The 18,101-nt window shown below is 54.9% G+C and carries 17 protein-coding genes, 2 tRNA genes and 1 pseudogene; 11 read left to right on the top strand and 9 right to left on the bottom strand.

The window, feature by feature from the left end; all coding sequences use genetic code 11:
* Position 1: 1 nt before the first annotated feature.
* The 6 genes and pseudogenes from AC0L7R_RS06300 to dnaG form a co-directional block, all read right to left on the bottom strand.
* The gene (locus AC0L7R_RS06300; RefSeq protein ID WP_473659649.1) at positions 2-370 is read right to left on the bottom strand and encodes a response regulator; all 369 of its coding nucleotides are present in this window, start codon (positions 368-370) and stop codon (positions 2-4) included.
* Positions 360-653, bottom strand: coding sequence for an STAS domain-containing protein (locus tag AC0L7R_RS06295; RefSeq protein ID WP_473659647.1), 294 nt, complete (start codon positions 651-653; stop codon positions 360-362). The genes AC0L7R_RS06300 and AC0L7R_RS06295 overlap by 11 nt, the downstream gene beginning before the upstream one ends.
* 173 nt (positions 654-826) lie before the next feature.
* Positions 827-1,234, bottom strand: a pseudogene (locus AC0L7R_RS06290) (secondary thiamine-phosphate synthase enzyme YjbQ).
* Positions 1,235-1,246: 12 nt separating this feature from the next.
* The gene (locus tag AC0L7R_RS06285; protein ID WP_473659645.1) at positions 1,247-1,516 is read right to left on the bottom strand and encodes an HlyU family transcriptional regulator; all 270 of its coding nucleotides are present in this window, start codon (positions 1,514-1,516) and stop codon (positions 1,247-1,249) included.
* A 1-nt stretch (position 1,517) separates the two neighbouring features.
* On the bottom strand, positions 1,518-3,500 hold the full coding sequence (rpoD, locus tag AC0L7R_RS06280; protein WP_247128379.1) for an RNA polymerase sigma factor RpoD: 1,983 nt from the start codon (positions 3,498-3,500) through the stop codon (positions 1,518-1,520).
* Between the two features lie 151 nt (positions 3,501-3,651).
* Positions 3,652-5,613, bottom strand: a complete 1,962-nt coding sequence (gene dnaG / locus AC0L7R_RS06275; protein ID WP_473659642.1) for a DNA primase — start codon at positions 5,611-5,613, stop codon at positions 3,652-3,654.
* Between the two features lie 398 nt (positions 5,614-6,011).
* Here dnaG and AC0L7R_RS06270 point away from each other — a divergent pair, with 398 nt between their 5' ends.
* The 3 genes from AC0L7R_RS06270 to AC0L7R_RS06260 are packed head-to-tail and all read left to right on the top strand — an operon-like array spanning position 6,012 to position 8,616.
* Positions 6,012-7,472 (top strand): pilus assembly protein TadG-related protein, encoded by a 1,461-nt coding sequence (locus AC0L7R_RS06270; protein ID WP_473659640.1) that lies wholly within the window; start codon positions 6,012-6,014, stop codon positions 7,470-7,472.
* Positions 7,469-8,032 (top strand): TadE/TadG family type IV pilus assembly protein, encoded by a 564-nt coding sequence (locus AC0L7R_RS06265; protein WP_247128382.1) that lies wholly within the window; start codon positions 7,469-7,471, stop codon positions 8,030-8,032. The genes AC0L7R_RS06270 and AC0L7R_RS06265 overlap by 4 nt, the downstream gene beginning before the upstream one ends.
* Positions 8,029-8,616 carry a TadE/TadG family type IV pilus assembly protein gene (locus tag AC0L7R_RS06260; RefSeq protein ID WP_348108815.1) on the top strand — a complete coding sequence of 196 codons (588 nt, stop codon included), beginning with the start codon at positions 8,029-8,031 and terminating at the stop codon, positions 8,614-8,616. The genes AC0L7R_RS06265 and AC0L7R_RS06260 overlap by 4 nt, the downstream gene beginning before the upstream one ends.
* Positions 8,617-8,635: 19 nt before the next feature.
* On the opposite strand, the gene AC0L7R_RS06255 is transcribed toward AC0L7R_RS06260, so the two are convergent.
* On the bottom strand, positions 8,636-9,124 hold the full coding sequence (locus AC0L7R_RS06255; protein ID WP_473659638.1) for a hypothetical protein: 489 nt from the start codon (positions 9,122-9,124) through the stop codon (positions 8,636-8,638).
* A gap of 59 nt (positions 9,125-9,183) precedes the next feature.
* Positions 9,184-10,128: an NAD(P)-binding domain-containing protein gene (locus AC0L7R_RS06250; protein ID WP_473659636.1), complete on the bottom strand. Its 945-nt coding sequence runs from the start codon at positions 10,126-10,128 to the stop codon at positions 9,184-9,186.
* Positions 10,129-10,275: 147 nt separating this feature from the next.
* Between AC0L7R_RS06250 and AC0L7R_RS06245 the strand changes: the two genes are divergently transcribed.
* Positions 10,276-11,187: a pirin family protein gene (locus AC0L7R_RS06245; RefSeq protein ID WP_473659635.1), complete on the top strand. Its 912-nt coding sequence runs from the start codon at positions 10,276-10,278 to the stop codon at positions 11,185-11,187.
* Between the two features lie 52 nt (positions 11,188-11,239).
* On the opposite strand, the gene AC0L7R_RS06240 is transcribed toward AC0L7R_RS06245, so the two are convergent.
* The gene (locus tag AC0L7R_RS06240; RefSeq protein ID WP_473659633.1) at positions 11,240-11,833 is read right to left on the bottom strand and encodes a TetR-type transcription factor C-terminal domain-containing protein; all 594 of its coding nucleotides are present in this window, start codon (positions 11,831-11,833) and stop codon (positions 11,240-11,242) included.
* A gap of 119 nt (positions 11,834-11,952) precedes the next feature.
* On the opposite strand from AC0L7R_RS06240, the gene AC0L7R_RS06235 reads away from it, so the two are divergent.
* The 7 genes from AC0L7R_RS06235 (at position 11,953) to AC0L7R_RS06205 (ending at position 18,073) form a co-directional block, all read left to right on the top strand.
* Entirely contained in the window at positions 11,953-12,261 is a 309-nt protein-coding gene (locus AC0L7R_RS06235) for a hypothetical protein (protein WP_473659631.1), read from the top strand.
* A gap of 54 nt (positions 12,262-12,315) precedes the next feature.
* Positions 12,316-13,602, top strand: a complete 1,287-nt coding sequence (locus AC0L7R_RS06230) for a homoserine dehydrogenase (protein ID WP_473659629.1) — start codon at positions 12,316-12,318, stop codon at positions 13,600-13,602.
* Between the two features lie 111 nt (positions 13,603-13,713).
* Positions 13,714-14,679 carry a class II fructose-bisphosphatase gene (gene glpX, locus AC0L7R_RS06225; protein WP_473659627.1) on the top strand — a complete coding sequence of 322 codons (966 nt, stop codon included), beginning with the start codon at positions 13,714-13,716 and terminating at the stop codon, positions 14,677-14,679.
* A gap of 95 nt (positions 14,680-14,774) precedes the next feature.
* A complete protein-coding gene (recJ, locus tag AC0L7R_RS06220; protein ID WP_473659624.1) occupies positions 14,775-16,532 on the top strand; it encodes a single-stranded-DNA-specific exonuclease RecJ in 1,758 nt (585 codons plus the stop codon).
* 72 nt (positions 16,533-16,604) lie between these two features.
* Positions 16,605-16,679, top strand: a tRNA-Glu gene (locus tag AC0L7R_RS06215).
* A 45-nt stretch (positions 16,680-16,724) separates the two neighbouring features.
* A tRNA-Glu gene (locus tag AC0L7R_RS06210) sits at positions 16,725-16,799 on the top strand.
* A 269-nt stretch (positions 16,800-17,068) separates the two neighbouring features.
* Entirely contained in the window at positions 17,069-18,073 is a 1,005-nt protein-coding gene (locus AC0L7R_RS06205) for an ABC transporter substrate-binding protein (protein ID WP_473659622.1), read from the top strand.
* Positions 18,074-18,101: the final 28 nt, after the last annotated feature.

Genomic DNA, 18,101 nt, shown 5'->3' with positions numbered 1-18,101 from the left:
GTCATGCTCCCGTGACACGTTTCAGGGCGGAAATAAGAGACACATCGTCAAATGGTTTTACAATCCAACCCGTCGCGCCTGAATTGCGGGCACGTGACTTGAGGTCATCACCGCTTTCCGTCGTTAGAACGAGAATGGGTACACGGTTATTTACATCACCTTTTCGAATTGAGGAAATGACGCCGAAACCGTCCATGTTTGGCATATTGATATCTGTAATGACAACGTCGGCATTTACATCTTGAAAAGCCTTCACACCGTCCACGCCATCATCTGCAGTCGTCACATCAAACCCGGCACCGACAAGTGTCTCTGTCAGCAAATGTCGAATTGTACGGGAGTCATCGATGGCCAGTACCTTAATTGTCATGAGAAATCCCTTCCATATTGACCATTTGAGTAAGGCCCAGGTTTTCCATCGTGGTCACAAAGGGATCCGATGGGGATGCAATTTCGAAATCGTGGCCGTCATGCGACCAAGTTTTGGCAGCCATCACAAATAGTTGCGCTGCGATTGTGTCCATCTTGGTTACGGCTGATCCATCAAAGGTAACGGAATTCCCTCTATTTGCCTTGAGGGCATCAAAAATGGGACCACAGGCCGCGGCGCGCATGTCGGCAGGGAGAACAAGGAGATCATAGAGAGTCGGCATTCAGGCTTCATTCCCATCACTTCGTTGAATCAAGTGGCATAAACCACGGTCAAACGGATAGCAGTGAGAGACCTAACAAACGGTGAAGCATCGCAAGATAATTGCGGTTTAAGAATGCAGAGCCTAATTAAAATCGTCGGACTAAAGCGTTCAAAAACGTGCAGCGCCGAAGTTTAACGCGAAAGATGCGCGACGACCGTCCTTTGATGCGCACGGTCGCGATGTTCGAAAAGGTAAATACCTTGCCACATTCCCAAGCGCATTTTGCCGTTTGTGACAGGAATTGATAATTAGGTCGGCAGCATCGCTGCTTTGATATGCGCTGGCATATCGTCCGGCCCCTCGTAGGTGTGGGTCAGGTAGGACATCGACGGATCGGTCGTTGGTGGCACCAAGCGCGAAAAGAAGTTCTGCAAATCCAATTGTACTTCTGGATCCGCATTCTCCTGTATCAGCAGGCTGGCAGATGTATGTTGGACCATCAACGTGAGCAGGCCTGTGCCGCTAATCCATCGTGCGACGTCATCTGTAAATTCATACAAACCAGGGCCACGTGTAGTGATTGTGAAGTCGGTCTGCAAAGCACCCTCACGTCAATCGAATAGACGGTCGCCTTGTTCGTCAATAACCTGTTTGGACTTCGCTTGCGATGCCGCGACAGCCGCTTCGAAGCCTTCTAACGTATCAGCGCGGATCAATTGGTGTGACTTCAGTTCGCCATCCACGTCTTTCTCAATACGTGCGGCGATGCGGTATCGTTTTCCGTCTTTCATCGGTTCCGCAAAAATACGGAAACCGTTGTATTCTTCGGCGACGGGCCCTTTCGGAGCACCGCCACCAAATAGCTTTGAAAACAAAGACATCTTATTGATCCAAGAAGGACCGCAGTTTGCGCGACCGGCTTGGGTGCTTCAGCTTGCGCAGTGCTTTCGCTTCGATCTGGCGAATACGTTCGCGTGTCACGCTGAACTGTTGACCGACCTCTTCGAGGGTGTGGTCTGTGTTCATCCCGATGCCGAAACGCATCCGCAGAACGCGTTCTTCACGCGGCGTAAGCGACGCCAGCACACGTGTTGTTGTCTCTTTGAGGTTCTCTTGAATCGCAGAGTCCAACGGCAAAATCGCGTTTTTGTCTTCGATGAAATCGCCAAGCTGTGAATCTTCTTCGTCGCCGATTGGCGTTTCCAGAGAGATAGGTTCTTTTGCGATCTTCATAACCTTGCGGACTTTTTCCAAAGGCATCTGCAGCTTTTCTGCCAATTCCTCTGGTGTCGGTTCGCGACCAATTTCGTGCAACATCTGGCGGCCGGTCCGGACCAGTTTGTTGATCGTTTCGATCATGTGAACCGGAATACGGATTGTACGGGCCTGATCCGCGATAGACCGCGTAATGGCCTGACGGATCCACCATGTGGCATAGGTCGAGAATTTATAACCGCGGCGGTATTCAAACTTATCAACCGCCTTCATCAGGCCAATGTTACCTTCCTGAATAAGATCAAGGAATTGCAGGCCACGGTTCGTGTACTTTTTCGCAATCGAAATCACGAGACGCAGGTTCGCTTCGACCATTTCTTTTTTGGCCTGACGCGCTTCTTTTTCGCCCTTTTGAACCTGCTGCACGATGCGGCGGAATTCAGTGATGTCGACACCAACATATTGGCCGACTTGAGCCATATCGCCACGCAGACCTTCGATTTTGTCAGTCGAGCGTTCGATCAGCATCTGCCAACCGCGACCAGCCTTCTGACCCATTTCTTCGAGCCAGTTCGGGTCAAGTTCACGACCACGATACGCGTCAACGAATTCACGACGGTTGATACGCGCTTGGTCAGCGAGTTTAACCATAGAGCTGTCGATTTGCATGATACGGCGGTTGATGCCGTACAACTGGTCAATCAGGGCTTCGATCCGGTTGTTGTGCAGGTGAAGCGAATTCACCATTTCAACGATCTCAGAACGAAGTGCCTGATATTTATCTTCTTCTTTCGCAGAGAACGATGAATCTTCGTTCAATGTCGCAGACATCCGCGCGTCTTGCATGTCAGACAACATTGCGAAGTCACGAGCGATGATTTCAAGCGTTTCGAGCACACGTGGCTTTAGCGCAGCTTCCATCGCGGCCAATGACATGTTGGCCTGATCTTCTTCATCGTCGTCGTCTTCTTTGGCGATCGGGTTACCATCAGCGTCCAGCTCTTGCGCTTTTTCGCCTTCAGCCGGTTTGGCCGCAGTGTCTGTGCCCGGCGTCACAACCGCAACGTCGTCGTCGCCATCTTCGCCCATCGTGTTACCGAAGGTCGTTTCAAGGTCGATCACATCGCGCAACAGGATGTCTTCGCTCAGCAATTCGTCGCGCCAGATCGTGATCGCTTGGAATGTCAGTGGGCTTTCGCACAGCCCGAGGATCATCGTATTGCGGCCCGCTTCAATGCGTTTCGCAATCGCGATTTCGCCTTCACGTGACAGCAGTTCTACGCTGCCCATCTCGCGCAGGTACATCCGAACGGGATCGTCCGTGCGGTCCAGTTTTTCGGCTTCAGCCCCACCAAGCACCAGTTCGCGTGCGCCAGCAACGGTGGCGACTTCGCGTGATCCCTGATCGGTTTCTTCGCTTTCTTCTTCTTCGGTAACCTGAATGCCCATCTCAGACAGCATCGACATCACGTCTTCGATCTGGTCCGAAGACACCTGATCCGGCGGCAGCACCGCGTTCAGTTGGTCGTATGTGATGTAGCCACGTTCACGGGCGTCCGCGATCATCTTTTTGACCGCGGCTTGGCTCATATCTAAAGAGCCATCATCCTGGTCGCGATCTTTGCGGTCGTCGTTATCCTTAGCGGCCATGGGCGGCTCCTTCAGAGTCGTGTCGCGGGCAGGTCAGCCCGAAAAGTGATTCGCATGATTCGGTTAAAATCGAATCAACGAGGAATTTGGGTGATTCGCAACCACATCGGGCGCGATTTATTATCGTTGTTGCGCTGAATTCAGTGCGAGATCAGGATCGCGTCCCTTTTCCAGGGCGCGCATTTTCCATGTTTTCCAACAATTTATCGAAAGCGCTGCGTTCGTCTTTGTTCAGCATTGATCCGTTTTCTACTTTCACAAAGTCCGCTGTGTCGTCGGTGTCGGGGCGTACGGAGGTGTCGATCGACTTTGCGGCCTGCGACAGCCGCCATGTCAGGCCTTCATCCACTTGGCCCTGCATTTCTTCCATACCGTCACGCAATTCGCGGTCATGGCCCCGTTTCGCGGCCAATTTCCCGAGTTCTTCACCCAAACACATCGCAGCAATTTCAACTTCACCCGCGCGGCGGACCGCTGGGCTGATCTTCACGTGGGTCTGGGAAAATAGCTTTTCAAGTGGCCCTGCCCCAACTTCTTGAAAGATTGCTTCTTTGATATCCTCGGCCTCTGCATGCCGCAGAATGACGTCGCGCAGCATCGCGTGATCAGGGTCCGCGCAATCCATGCGTTCGATCTGGTCTTCGAACGTAATAATCACAGATGGCGTCGCAATCAGCGTCGCCAAAATCACCGCTTCGCGCAGGTGTTCGGTGCGCGCGGCCCCTGCCCCAAGCGCCGAAGATTTGTTCGACGCAACGGGGCTCATCTGGTTCTGCCAAGGCACACCCTTGGTGAACGCCTGCCGCTTGCCCGGCACATATTGCGCCTTTTTCGGTTTGAACAACGCCCAGCGCAGTTCTTTGATCGCTTCCCCATAGTGGGACCGGATGGACGGGTCCTGAATCAGCTTAATCTTTTCGCGCAGCGCCTTATCGAGCCCTGCTTTGCGTTCCGGACTGTCGAAAACCTTGCCTTCTGTTTCGCGCCGCCACAGCAATTGCACCATCGGGATCGCCTGATCCAACAGGGCCTGCATCGCGCTGGCCCCTTTCTGTTTAATCAGATCGTCGGGGTCCATGCCTTCGGGCATCAAGGCAAAGCGCAGCGACTGCCCCGCTTCCAGCAAAGGCAGTGCAATATCAATCACGCGCATCGCGGCCCGCAGACCCGCCGTGTCGCCGTCCAAAGCGATGATGGGTTCCGGTGCCATGCGCCACATGAGGCGCAGTTGGTCTTCTGTAATGGCGGTGCCAAGTGGGGCGACGCAAGACGGGAACCCCGCCTCTGACAATGCAATCACATCCATGTAGCCTTCAGCCACAATCAGCGGATTGCCTTTGCCAGCCGCTTCACGCGCGGGACCGTGATTGAACAGTGACCGCCCCTTATCGAACAGAGGCGTTTCAGGAGAATTATAGTATTTGGCCGGATGGTTCGGATCCATTGCCCGCCCACCGAAACCAATGGCGCGCCCGCGTGCGTCGCGAATAGGGAACATGATCCGGTTGCGGAACCGGTCATAAGGCGACCCGCCCCGATCACTTTCAGCCGCAAGACCCGCTGACATGACCAATTCCAACGGGACATATTTTCCCGTCAGGTGCCCCATCACACCGCCGCGTTCCGGCGCGAAACCAATTTCCCATCGCGCCTGCGCATCAACAGACAGCCCGCGCCGTTCGAGGTATTCGCGCGCCGCAGCGGCCGCGGCGGTCTTCAGCTGGAGTTTGTGCCACTGCACGGCCTGCTCCATCACATCGACCAACTGTGTTCGCTTGTCGGCCTTTTCTTGGGCGCGTGGATCGCGTGCGGGCATTGTCATGCCAGCTTCGCCTGCCAGAATTTGAACAGCCTCCATGAACGACACGTTTTCTGTTTCACGGACAAACGAAATCGCATCACCTTTGGCGTGGCACCCGAAGCAATAATAAAACCCTTTGCGATCATCGACATGGAAGCTCGCTGATTTTTCCTGATGGAACGGACACGGGGCCCAAAAGTCACCTTTACCTTGGTTCGACTTACGGCTGTCCCACATGACTTTACGCCCGACTACGTCACTAATGGACAGTCTGGTACGTAATTCGTCGATGAATCCGGGGGGTAAGCTCATATCCTTTTTATCACCAAATCCCTCGGAAGAGTCGAGGACAAGCGTATCAATTTTATCGTAAATGATTCTCTAACGAGTTAGCTGCAAGGAGCCGACGCATTGCGCGTTTATGGACAATCAAACCTATCTTAAAAAACCGTTTCCAAAACTGTAACCAATCGAAAATTTGCCCCAAATGATCCGTGAAAAAACTTCGCGGTGCCGTAGACGTGCATCCCCCTTATTTACAGGCCATTGGATAAATTCACACAAATCGTGACACGGTTTCGCCACATTTCAGGTCCGTTCGCCACATTTCAGCCAAAGATGCTGGCCTAAAACATCATCCATATTGCTGTCGCACAGGCAAAAGGCGTGGGGACCGATCGTTTTGTGCAGCTTAACCAGGGAATACGTTCATGCGCCAACTACCCAACTGCGATGACCGCAGAAAGCTTGCCGCCAGAAGGCAAGATATCATCCGGAACTTTATATACCGTGAGGACGGCTCTTTAGTCGTATTCGCATTGTTCCTCATTCCAATGATGCTGATCTTGGGCGGTATGGCCGTCGACTTCATGCGTTACGAAGGTAAACGTGCTGTCATCCAAGACACTGCCGACCGCGCTGCTCTGCTCGCGGCAAACTTAGAGTTCACGAACGTGGGCGAAGGTGCTGCAGTTGTCGAAGACTACTTCGCCAAAGCTGGTCTCGACGAGTACTTGGACGGCCCTGCCATCGTCACCGAGAGCATTAACAACCGGACGGTAGAAGTGAACGTGGCCCAGCCAATGAACACATTCTTCCTGAACATGGTTGGTATTGATCAGATTGACGCATCCGCGCACTCTGTCGCCACCCAAGGTGTTGGTAATGTCGAAATCTCCCTGGTGCTCGATATCTCTGGCTCAATGCGTAATGCGACGAAAGACGCAGACGGTAACGCTACCGGCTTGACCAAGATGGAAGCGATGAAAGCTGCCGCAACAACGTTCGTAAACACTGCCCTTCAGGACAGTAACCAGGACCGCGTTTCGCTGTCGCTTGTGCCTTACTCTGAGCATGTGAATATCGGACGGACATTGTTCGACCGCCTGAACACAGACCAGAAGCATAACTTCTCGCATTGTATCGACTTTGACGATGCTGACTTCGGAGTGTCCGGGATCGATGCCGGCCGTACCTACAGCCAAGGTCAGCACATTGATCACTGGTCAACAGGCAGCACGATGCATAGCCCGAACTGCCCTAGCGAATCCTACGAGCAGGTGACTGCTGTTTCTCAGGATCGTGCGGCATTGGTTGCGCAGATCGCTCAGTTCCAACCAACCACTCAGACGTCGATCTTCCTCGGCATGAAGTGGGGCCTGGCACTGCTTGATCCGTCAACAAAAGCGCTGGTATCACCTGATGTTGACGGTGCTTTCGCTGGTCGCCCGGTGGCCTTTACGACGGATACCGAAACCAACGACACACGTAAGGTTCTTGTGATCATGACTGATGGTCAGAACACTGAATCCACACGGGTCAAACCAGAAATGTACACTGAACCAAGCCATTTTGCGCATTGGGGTCAGCGTCCGGTTCGCAACTGGAGAGACAACAACCTCTTCACAAGCAAACACAGCTGGTCCGAGTACACAGAGCAGCATTACACGAACTCTGAAGGCAACGCGCTTTTGGCAGCTTCTTGTGACGCAGCCCGTGAAGCCAACGTGCAAGTCTTTGCGATCGCTTTTGAAGCAGGCAGCAACGGCGAACAGGTTATGGCCAACTGTGCGACTACTGTGAACCACTACTTCAACACCAACGGTGATGACCTGAACGCTGTGTTCCGTGCCATTGCCGAACAGGTAACAGACCTGAGGTTGACACAATGATGACCACTCTTCAGAAAATGGCGCCTCTTTCCAAACTGGCGAGCGCCGCCAAATCCTTCTGCCGCAAAGAAGACGGTACCAGCACGATCGAATTTATGATGGTCCTGCCTGCTGCTATGTTCTTCTTCGCTGCAACATACGAAAGCGGAACAATCGGTCTGCGTAACGTGATGCTTGAACGTGCGGTCGACGTGACCGTTCGCCAAGTTCGGATCGGTGCGGTTGAGAACCCGACCCACAGTCAGCTCAAAGAGATGATCTGTGAATCGGCTGCAATCATCCCGGACTGCCTGAACAGCGTAAAGCTGGAGATGGAACGCAAAGACCCGCGCAACTGGACAGACATGAACACAGACCGTGATTGTGTGGACCGTGCAGCAACCGGCGAACCAGTGATCAACTGGACCACTGGCGGGAACAACGACCTGATGGTTCTGCGTGCCTGTGCGATCTTTGATCCGATGCTACCGACCAGTGCTGTTGGGGCCGCAGCCCAAGACGCAGGTGGCGTTTATGCCCTTGTTGCAACCTCATCCTTTGTTGTGGAGCCATACCAATGATACATATGCCTCGTATCCGCGCCGCAGTCGCCGGGTTCCGCAAAAGCGAGAACGGATCTGCCTCAATCGAACTTCTGTTCATGGTACCGCTGCTGTCTTTGATCACCTTCTCGATGGTGACCTACTTTGCAGCGTTCCGCGCACAGACCCACGCCACACGTGCAGCGACCGTTATGACCGACATGGTCAGCCGTGAAGTTGCCGCTGTGACACCTGAGTACATCGCAGGTGTTGAGGGTCTGATGAAGACGCTGGTGCACACAGACGACACCCCAGAGTTCCGTCTGACAGCCTTCACATACGATGAAGAAGACGAAACCTACATGGTGGCTTGGTCGAAAGATTCAGGCATGTACGGCGAGATGGACCATGCGGCCATCAACGAAGTGTCGCACCGTTTGCCAACACTGAAAGACGGCCAGCGTGCGCTTTTGGTAGAGACAAGCGTAGAATACACACCAATGCTGGACATCGGTTTGGGAACACGGACGTTTGAAAACTTCAACGTCGCTGCCCCACGCTTTGTGCCACAGCTGTGCTACATGGAAAGCGCAAGCGCTGATACGACCACAGCGCAGTGCTAAAGAGAATGCGTGGTGCTGATTATTCAGCACCACGTGCGGCGATCCGCAATGCAATCTGTTCGGCCATGAATTTGGATTGACCAGCTGACACGGCACCGCCCACACCAACATAGCGCCCAAAGCGCCACCACAACCCCGGGGCCCAGCCACGGGGTTGTTTTGTTTTAAGCTTCAGCGTGAAACCGTTTGATGGCTTAAATGCAAACGCACCGCGATCAACGTTGATGATGTCGTCCAGCTTCGCGATGAGCGTCCCATCGCTGCTGGTCAATGCATCGGCCGACATGAAGATCTCTGCCCGCGTGGACCTACGCAATGCTTCCGCCAAGACCAGCGATCCGATGCCCAGCGCCAGCACGATGATCAGCAATGGCAATGCGGGCGGATCACCCAGTGCCACGTAGATCAGCAACATTCCCAAAACGTAGATCACGCCACACGCCATGATCCGCCGCCCAGCTGATGCGCCAACGACCGCCAAAATACCGTCTTCGTCCGGTTGAAACATGAAGAGCCCCCTCTTTGTTTGAAGGCCCCTTACCTGCTCTGTGCTGCTTGCGAAAGGGATTACCGGTTCGGAACGACCTCGTATCCCGGTTCCTCGGGTTCATCATCGATCAATTCGTCAGGAAATCCGGGTGCTGTGATATCAAGTCCAGTGATGTCTTCGAGCCTGCGGATAATGTCGTCAGATTGCGCCCGTTCGCCATATTTTGCGATGCCATCTTCAAAGATCGACACCATGAGCGGGCTGATTTCAAGCGGCACGTTGTGACGTTCTGCGATGGTCTGAAACAGACCGATATCCTTCTTAACCAAGTCCATTGTAAAATTTACATCGCGGCAGCCGTTCAAGATCAACTGACTTTCTGTTTCGTGGACAAAAGACGTGCCAGAGCTGATTTTCATCGCCTCATATGTTGTTGCCAAATCTAAACCTGCCGCTTTCATCGTGACCATCGCTTCGCAGACGGTGAGCAAATTCGCGGTCGCGAGATAATTCGTCATGACCTTGAGCGTGCTTGCCGTGCCAATCTCGCCAGTGTGCAAGACGCGGCGCCCCAAGACCGTCAGAATCGGCAAGACCCGTTCGAACGTCGCCCTGTCACAGCCCGCGAAAATGCTGATGTTCCCCGTGTCGGCGCGGTGGCACCCTCCCGAGACAGGACATTCCACTGCCATGCCACCTTTTGCGATCACGGCCTTCGCAAGCCGCGCGACTTCTACCGCGTCGGTCGTGGACATTTCCATCCAAATTTTTCCTTCACGCACCTCGGGCAGCATTTCGGACACGACGGCGTCGCAGGCGGCAGGCGATGGAAGGCACGTCACAACGACGTCGCAATCGCGCATTAGTTGCGCGGCACTTTCGCCTGCTTTCGCACCTTTTTCGACAAAGCTAGCGACGAAATCCGCATTCAGATCATAGACGTGTAAGTCCTTACCGTTGCGCAACAAACTTCCGGCCAACTTGCCGCCAACGTTCCCCAAACCAATAAATCCGACCTGCATGATATTCCCCCTGAAGTTTCCCATACGCTGTGGCGAAACGCCTGCCCCGTCTAGTCCAATTCCGACACATGCTGTGCGCTGCTGCACAGTAGTGATTATTGTTGGGCAGCCCTGCGCGCCCTATCTTTGCGTCAAAGGAGATACACCATGTCCATTCGACCAACGTTAGAGACACGCGCCGCCGTTCCCACGCTGGAAGGCGCAGGCGTCAAGTTGCATCGCGCATTCGGATTTCATGATCCGTCCGAGCTGGATCCGTTCCTGCTATTTGATGATTTCCGAGGCGACACGCCGTCGGATTTTGAGAAAGGTTTCCCATGGCATCCGCATCGTGGGATCGAAACGATCACATATATTCTAGACGGCACCGTGACCCATTCAGACAGTCTTGGTAATTCCGGTGATTTGAATGCTGGCGACGTACAATGGATGACCGCAGGGTCCGGCATTTTGCACCAAGAAATGCCGACTGGGAATGCCAAGGGCCAGATGCACGGGTTCCAGCTTTGGGCGAATTTGCCCGGATCGATGAAGATGACCGCGCCGCGCTATCAGGATGTCACGGCAAACGATATTCCAACCGTTGTTGATGACGACGGCACGTCTGTGCGGATCATCGTTGGCGACTTTTGGGGCAAGAAGGGCCCCGTTGACGGGATTGCCGCAGACCCGCAGTATCTTGATATTTCGGTGCCTGCGGGTGTGCGAAAGACGTTTAAAGTTGATACGTACCGTCGCGCGTTTGCTTATGTTTTTGCAGGTGCGGGACGTTTTAGCGACGCGTCAGCCCCGTCCGGTGTTCTGCTGGAAAAAGAGGTCATGGGCGAGGAATACAACATCCGCGATCTGTCCGGAAACCGTACTCTGATCCGCTTCGGCACAGGTGATGAAGTGACCGTTCAAGCGGGCGAAGAAGGTATTCGGTTCCTGCTGATCTCAGGTGCCCCCATCGAAGAACCCGTCGCGTGGCACGGTCCGATCGTGATGAACACCAAGGATGAAATTCGGCAAGCTATGCGGGATTTGAACAACGGGACATTCATCAAACCGGCACATTAACCAAGCCGTGCAGGTCGCCGTATCGGCGGCCTGCGTTTCCATCAGTACGGATTCATCTGTTTGCGGACACCGCGCGCAGGACCAGATCGCAGAACGCTTCTTCCAGCTCTGCCTGTGACAACCGCCCGTCAGCACGGTACCAATTTGTCATACCTGTCAGCTGGGCAATGACAGACAAAACGGCGATCTTGCGGTCTACGAAGGAAAATGACCCGTCCGCCTCACCAGCGATCAAAATATCTTCCAGCGCTTTTTCGTAATTGTTCCGCAGGTCCTGAATTGCCGCGAAGTTTTCCTCGGACAGATTCCGCAGTTCCATATAGGACACAAAGACTTCGTCACGCCGTGGCAGGTGAAAGCGGATGTGGAAACGTGTGAAGGCTTCAAGCTGTTCGACAGGTGTGCCTTCAATCGGCGTTTCGGCGTAAGCGGCCAGCAGATTTTCCATATGATGGCGCATCAGATCGAACAAAAGCGTCTGTTTATCAGGAGTATAGTTGTATAAAGCGCCAACCTGAACGCCGACATCTTCTGCAATTTTGCGCATTGAAACAGCGGCACATCCATACCGTGCGATCAACCGCAAAGCGGATTCCCGAACCTTGGGTCCGGTGGTTTCGGAATGAGAGCCTTGTTTACGTGCCATACGCTACTGTAAATGAACGCTTGTTCATATGGGAACCCCCAAATGGCATTCCTTTGCCGACCTGCCTTGCACCTGTTGCGCCCGCATGGGTAAATGCGCGCAAACCACAGGACGTGTTAATGCCGCTTCGCCAATTCATTATGCTAACTGCGTTTGCAGGGTTGGCGCATTGCGGGACAATCCCCGATGTTGGCGGCACATCTGCGGACGCTGCGCGGGCCGCGGATTTTCCCGAATTGGTAGCCATTGATTCTTTGATTGAACGATCTGAGACAATCGCGCCGCAAATCACGCCAGCCTCTATCGCGACAACTAACGACAGAATCGCTCAATTGCGTAACCGTGCCGGTGCCCTGCGTCGCCCAGTCGTTGATCAAGCAACACGTGCCCGCATGCGTGCGGCAATTGCACGAGCCGCGTTGCGGTGACCGCCCAGATTGGGTAACAGGCCCTAGATTTTCACGAAAACGACGGATGCCCCCATGACACAGCCCCTTCGCCTTGGAATTGCCGGTCTTGGTACGGTCGGTGTGGGCGTCGTCCGCATCGTTCAAAAACACGCAGAATTGCTTGAGGCACGTTGCGGGCGCAAGATCGTCATCAGCGCCGTATCGGCCCGTTCCCGCAGCAAAAACCGCGACGTCGATTTGTCCGACTACGCATGGGAAGACGATCCAGTTAAACTGGCCGCCCGTGATGACGTGGATGTCTACATCGAATTGATGGGCGGGTCCGAAGGCCCTGCAAAGGCATCGACTGAAGCAGGCATCGCCGCTGGCAAAGACATCGTGACGGCTAACAAAGCGCTGCTTGCGATCCACGGTCAGGCGCTCGCCGAAGCCGCCGAAGCCAAAGATCAGGTGATCCGGTTTGAAGCTGCGGTCGCTGGCGGTATTCCAGTCGTCAAATCCCTGACCGAAGGGTTGGCTGGCAACGAAATCAACCGGATCATGGGCGTCATGAACGGTAGCTGTAACTATATCCTGACACGGATGGAGGACGCGGGCCTGTCTTACGAGGCCGTCTTCGATGAGGCGAACCAACTTGGATACCTCGAAGCTGATCCTGAACTGGACGTGGGCGGGATCGACGCGGGCCATAAGCTGGCGCTGTTGGCGTCGATTGCATACGGCACAAAGGTGAACTTTGCAGGCGTTGATCTTGAAGGTATCGGGTCAGTCACTATCGAAGACATCCATCAAGCTGCTGATATGGGTTACAAAATCAAGCTTTTGGGCGTGGCGCAAATGACAGGCCGCGGGCTGGAACAGCGCATGTCACCTTGCCTCGTGCCCGACACATCGCCGCTTGGTCAGCTGCAAGGCGGGACCAACATGGTTGTGCTCGAAGGCGATAGCGTCGGCCAAATTGTGCTGCGCGGCGCTGGTGCAGGCGAAGGTCCAACAGCAAGCGCCGTGATGGGCGACGTCATGGATATCGCACGTGGTTTGCGCATTTCAACATTCGGGCAACCGGCCATCGGTCTGCGCGAAGCCCGCTCTGCCCATTCCGCAATTCCTGCGCCGTACTACCTGCGGATGCAGTTGCTGGACAAACCGGGTGCGCTTGGAAAAGTCGCTAAGCTGTTGGGCGAGGCTGGCATTTCCATCGACCGGATGCGCCAATATGGCCACGATGATACAGCGGCCCCCGTCCTGATCGTGACACATAAAACGACACGGACCGCGCTGAACGAAGCGCTTGAAGCGTTCGAATCCACCGACGTCGTCAGCGGTACACCTGTTGCTATTCGGATCGAAGCAGTCTGATCCATACCCCTTGCCGGGTTAAGTTTTTCGTTGAATGTTAGCGTTCACAGCGTTGTCTTGCGCTGTGTCTTCACGCTAGGTCGGGACTGAATTCTCCCGAAGGACTGCCAGATGCCTGATCAAACTGACTTTAACGACCGTTCCCTTTCGCTTGGCCTTGCTCGCGTTTCTGAGGCCGCAGCCATCGCTTGCACCCCGTTGATCGGGCGTGGCGATGAAAAAGCAGCGGACCAAGCTGCCGTAGACGCGATGCGGACCCAGTTAAACAAATTGGATATCTCTGGTGTCGTTGTGATCGGCGAAGGTGAACGCGACGAAGCGCCGATGTTGTTCATTGGTGAAGAAGTCGGCACCGGCAAAGGCCCCGGCGTTGATATCGCGCTCGACCCGCTGGAAGGCACAACGCTGACTGCCAAGGACATGCCAAACGCGCTGGCCGTGATTGCGATGGGCCCGCGCGGGTCGATGCTGCACGCACCTGACGTTTACATGGACAAACTGGCGATTGGGCCGGGCTACCGCGATGGCGTTGTGACGCTAGACATGTCGCCTGCGGAACGTGTGTCCGCATTGGCTGCTGCAAAAGGCTGTTCCACGAATGACATCACAGTCTGTGTCTTGGAACGCCCCCGGCATGAGCAGATCATCGAAGAAATTCGCGGCACAGGTGCTGCAATCCGCTTGATCACCGACGGCGACGTCGCTGGTGTAATGCATTGCGCAGAAGCCGCAAAGACGGGCATCGACATGTACATGGGATCTGGTGGTGCGCCCGAAGGTGTGCTGGCCGCCGCTGCGCTGAAATGTATGGGTGGACAGATCTATGGCCGCCTGACGTTCCGCAATGACGACGAACGCGGCCGTGCGGCAAAGGCTGGTATCACGAACCTTGACCGCGTTTACACGCGTGATGACATGGTGACCCAAGACGTGATTTTTGCTGCAACCGGTGTGACAGATGGCAACCTTGTTCCGGGAATTAAGCGGGAAGTCGGTTTTGTCACAGCCGAAACGATCCTGATGCGGTCAAAAACTGGTTCAGTGCGGCGCATGCAGTATCGTAATCCTATCGCTTGATAAGAACGACGCGCTGCTAGCGATACGCGTTGTTTTGATGAAATGAAGATAAGGGGCGTGGCCAAGGCTGCGCCCTATCTGTATTGTGCCGTCTTATGAATACACCACAAGATAAAGCGTTTTTGGGCGTTGATTCTTCGGTCACGGGACGCCGTTGGATCGGCCCGGGATTGGTCGAAGATCGCGCGTCAGAGGCGATGGCACAATCCACTGGGCTGCCTGCCCCATTGTGCCGCACCTTGGTGCGCCGCGGCTTGGCCCCTGAGGAGGCTGAGACGTTCTTGGCGCCGACCTTGCGCGACTTACTGCCGGACCCTCGATCCTTGAAGGATATGGAAACTGCAGCGGCCCGTTTCCTTGCTGCCCTGAACAAACGGGAACGGATTGCCGTTTTTGCCGACTATGATGTGGATGGCGGCACTTCTGCGGCTTTACTGTTGTCTTGGCTGCGTGACATGGGGCATCGCGCCACACTTTACGTGCCGGACCGCATTGATGAAGGGTACGGACCGAATGACGAAGCTATGGCTGCACTGGCTGCTGATCACGATCTGATCGTTTGCGTGGATTGCGGCACCCTATCCCACGGGCCAATTGCGGCTGCGGTTGGGGCCGATGTTGTCGTGTTGGACCACCACTTGGGCGGTGAAACTTTGCCCGATGCCTTGGCTGTCGTGAACCCGAACCGGCAAGATGAAACCGGTGATCTGGCTCATTTATGTGCCGCCGCCGTTGTTTTCTTGATGCTTGTCGAAGTGAACCGTCAGATGAAGGTCGCCGGTCAAAAAGGCCCAGATCTGATGGCTTTGCTTGATCTCGTGGCACTCGCGACTGTGGCGGATGTCGCGCCGTTGGTCGGTGTGAACCGTGCGCTGGTGCGCCAAGGCTTGACCGTGATGGCGCGCCGCCAACGGATTGGCCTGACGGCCCTTGCCGATGTTGCGGGCATGGATCAGGCCCCGACTTCGTATCATCTTGGGTTCTTGCTGGGGCCGCGCGTGAATGCGGGGGGGCGTATTGGTAAAGCGGATTTGGGTGCGCGTCTATTGGCGACCGATAACCCGCAAGAAGCCAGCGACATGGCCGCTCGTCTGGATGAACTGAACACGGAACGTCGTGAGGTGGAAACGCAGGTCCGTGATTTGGCGATGGTACAAGCCGAAGATCGCGGCTTTGACGCGCCTTTGGTTTGGGCTGCGGGCGAAGGATGGCATCCGGGTGTCGTGGGCATCGTAGCATCGCGTCTGAAAGAAGCGACCAACCGCCCCGCGATTGTTATTGGCCTTGATGGCGATGAAGGCAAAGGATCAGGGCGGTCCGTGTCCGGCATCGACCTTGGCGCGGTGATCCAACGGGTCGCGGCGGAAGGATTATTGATCAAGGGCGGCGGTCACAAAATGGCGGCAGGCCTGACCGTTGCGCGTGACAAGCTTGATTCGGCGATGGCGCGGATTTCAGAACTGCTGGCCAAACAAGGCGCAGGCGACATCGGCCCTGCCGATCTGCGTCTGGACGGCATATTGATGCCCGGTGCCGCGACTGTTGAGCTGATCGAACAAATCGAAAAAGCGGGTCCCTTTGGTGCGGGCGCCCCTGCCCCACGTTTTGGCTTTCCGGACTGCCAAATTCTGTTTGCAAAACAAGTCGGTGCAAATCACCTCAAGGTCACGTTCGGCGATGGTCTGGGTGCGCGGATCGACGCAATTAGCTTTGGCGCGATGGACGGACCGATGGGTCCAATGCTGATGAAGCACAACGGCGCACGGTTTCATTTAGCCGGACGTTTGGAAGTGAATACGTGGCAAGGCCGCCGGTCGCCGCAGCTACGTTTGGAAGATGCGGCCCCTGCTTAGAAAAGTGCGAAAAGTCCGAAAAAGGGACTTGCTCTTGGAGTTGCCATTTACTAGAAGCCGCGTACCAAGCGTGGTCCCTTCGTCTATCGGTTAGGACGCCAGGTTTTCAACCTGGAAAGAGGGGTTCGATTCCCCTAGGGACTGCCATTGGTACAACATTTGCGGTTATGCCCATAATCGCAGACCAAGCGCGGTCCCTTCGTCTATCGGTTAGGACGCCAGGTTTTCAACCTGGAAAGAGGGGTTCGATTCCCCTAGGGACTGCCATTGGATCTGAACACCCACCAAAATTAAGCAGTTACATGCCACGGTTGGCATCGCTTGGATTGACGTGTTTTCTGAATGGTCGTTGAAGTGACGGTCGTCCTTCGCACTGCGATGGGCCACCCACTTGCACAAAATGTAGGCGTTAAGTCAATTTACGCCTAATTTATAGACTTTTCCGATTGGTCACTCGTGCATTCACGTGATGTTCTCTGGGCCTCATTCCACATTTACGGAACGGTCACTCTGTCACACCACACGGGGAATCTTTCATGTTTTACAAATCAATCTCGGCAGTTGTCGCGATGACGTTGGCGTCTTCGGCTTGGGCCGAGACAGACCTGCCCTTCGCGCTAGACTGGAAATTCGAAGGGCCATCAGCGCCTTATTTTCATGCACTCGATGCAGGCTATTTCGCAGCCGCCGATCTGAACGTCACGATTAGCGAAGGATCTGGTTCGCTAGATGCCATTCCCAAGGTCGCAACAGGCGCCTTCCCTGTTGGATTCGCCGATATCAATTCCCTGATGCGCTTTCTCGACCAAAACCCGGGCGCGCCCGTCACTGCCGTGATGATGGTTTACGACAAGCCGCCGTTCGCCGTAGTAGGCCGCCAGTCGTTGGGCGTCGAAGCCCCAGCGGATTTGGAGGGCAAGGTATTGGGCGCACCGCCACCTGATGGCGCTTGGGCGCAATTCCCGATTTTTGCAGCGGAGACAGGCATCGACGCAGATGCGATTACAGTCGAACCCGTTGGCTTCCCGACGCGCGAACCGATGCTGGCTGAAGGTAATGTCGCCGCCATCACTGGCTTTTCGTTCTCGTCTACTTTGAACCTGAAACGTTTGGGCGTGCCTGATGACGATATCTCGGTTTTGTTGATGGCTGACTACGGCGTCGATTTGTACGGCAACGCGATCATCGTGAACACGGATTTTGCAGCCGCGAACCCTGAAATCATCACTGGCTTTTTGTCCGCTGTCGGCATGGGCTGGAAAGACGCGATTGCGACGCCTGACGCCGCAATTGCAGCGCTGATGGAACGTAATCCGGCTGCGGATGCTGCACTGGAAACAGAGCGTCTGCAAATGGCGATTGATGCCAACGTCCTGACGGATTTCGTAGCTGAAAACGGCATGGGCACGATTGACGCGGACCGTATGGCCAGCGCGATTGAACAGACGAAGTCTGTGTACGAGTTCACGACTGAACCTGATGCGGCGCTTTACTTCGATGGAAGCTATTTGCCGACAGATGGCAGCTTGATGCTGAAATAAGGAATTGGGCCGTCGCGACTGTCGGCGG

The organism is Yoonia sp. D2-7, from assembly GCF_055809435.1.
This window is presented reverse-complemented; position numbering and strand designations above follow the sequence as displayed.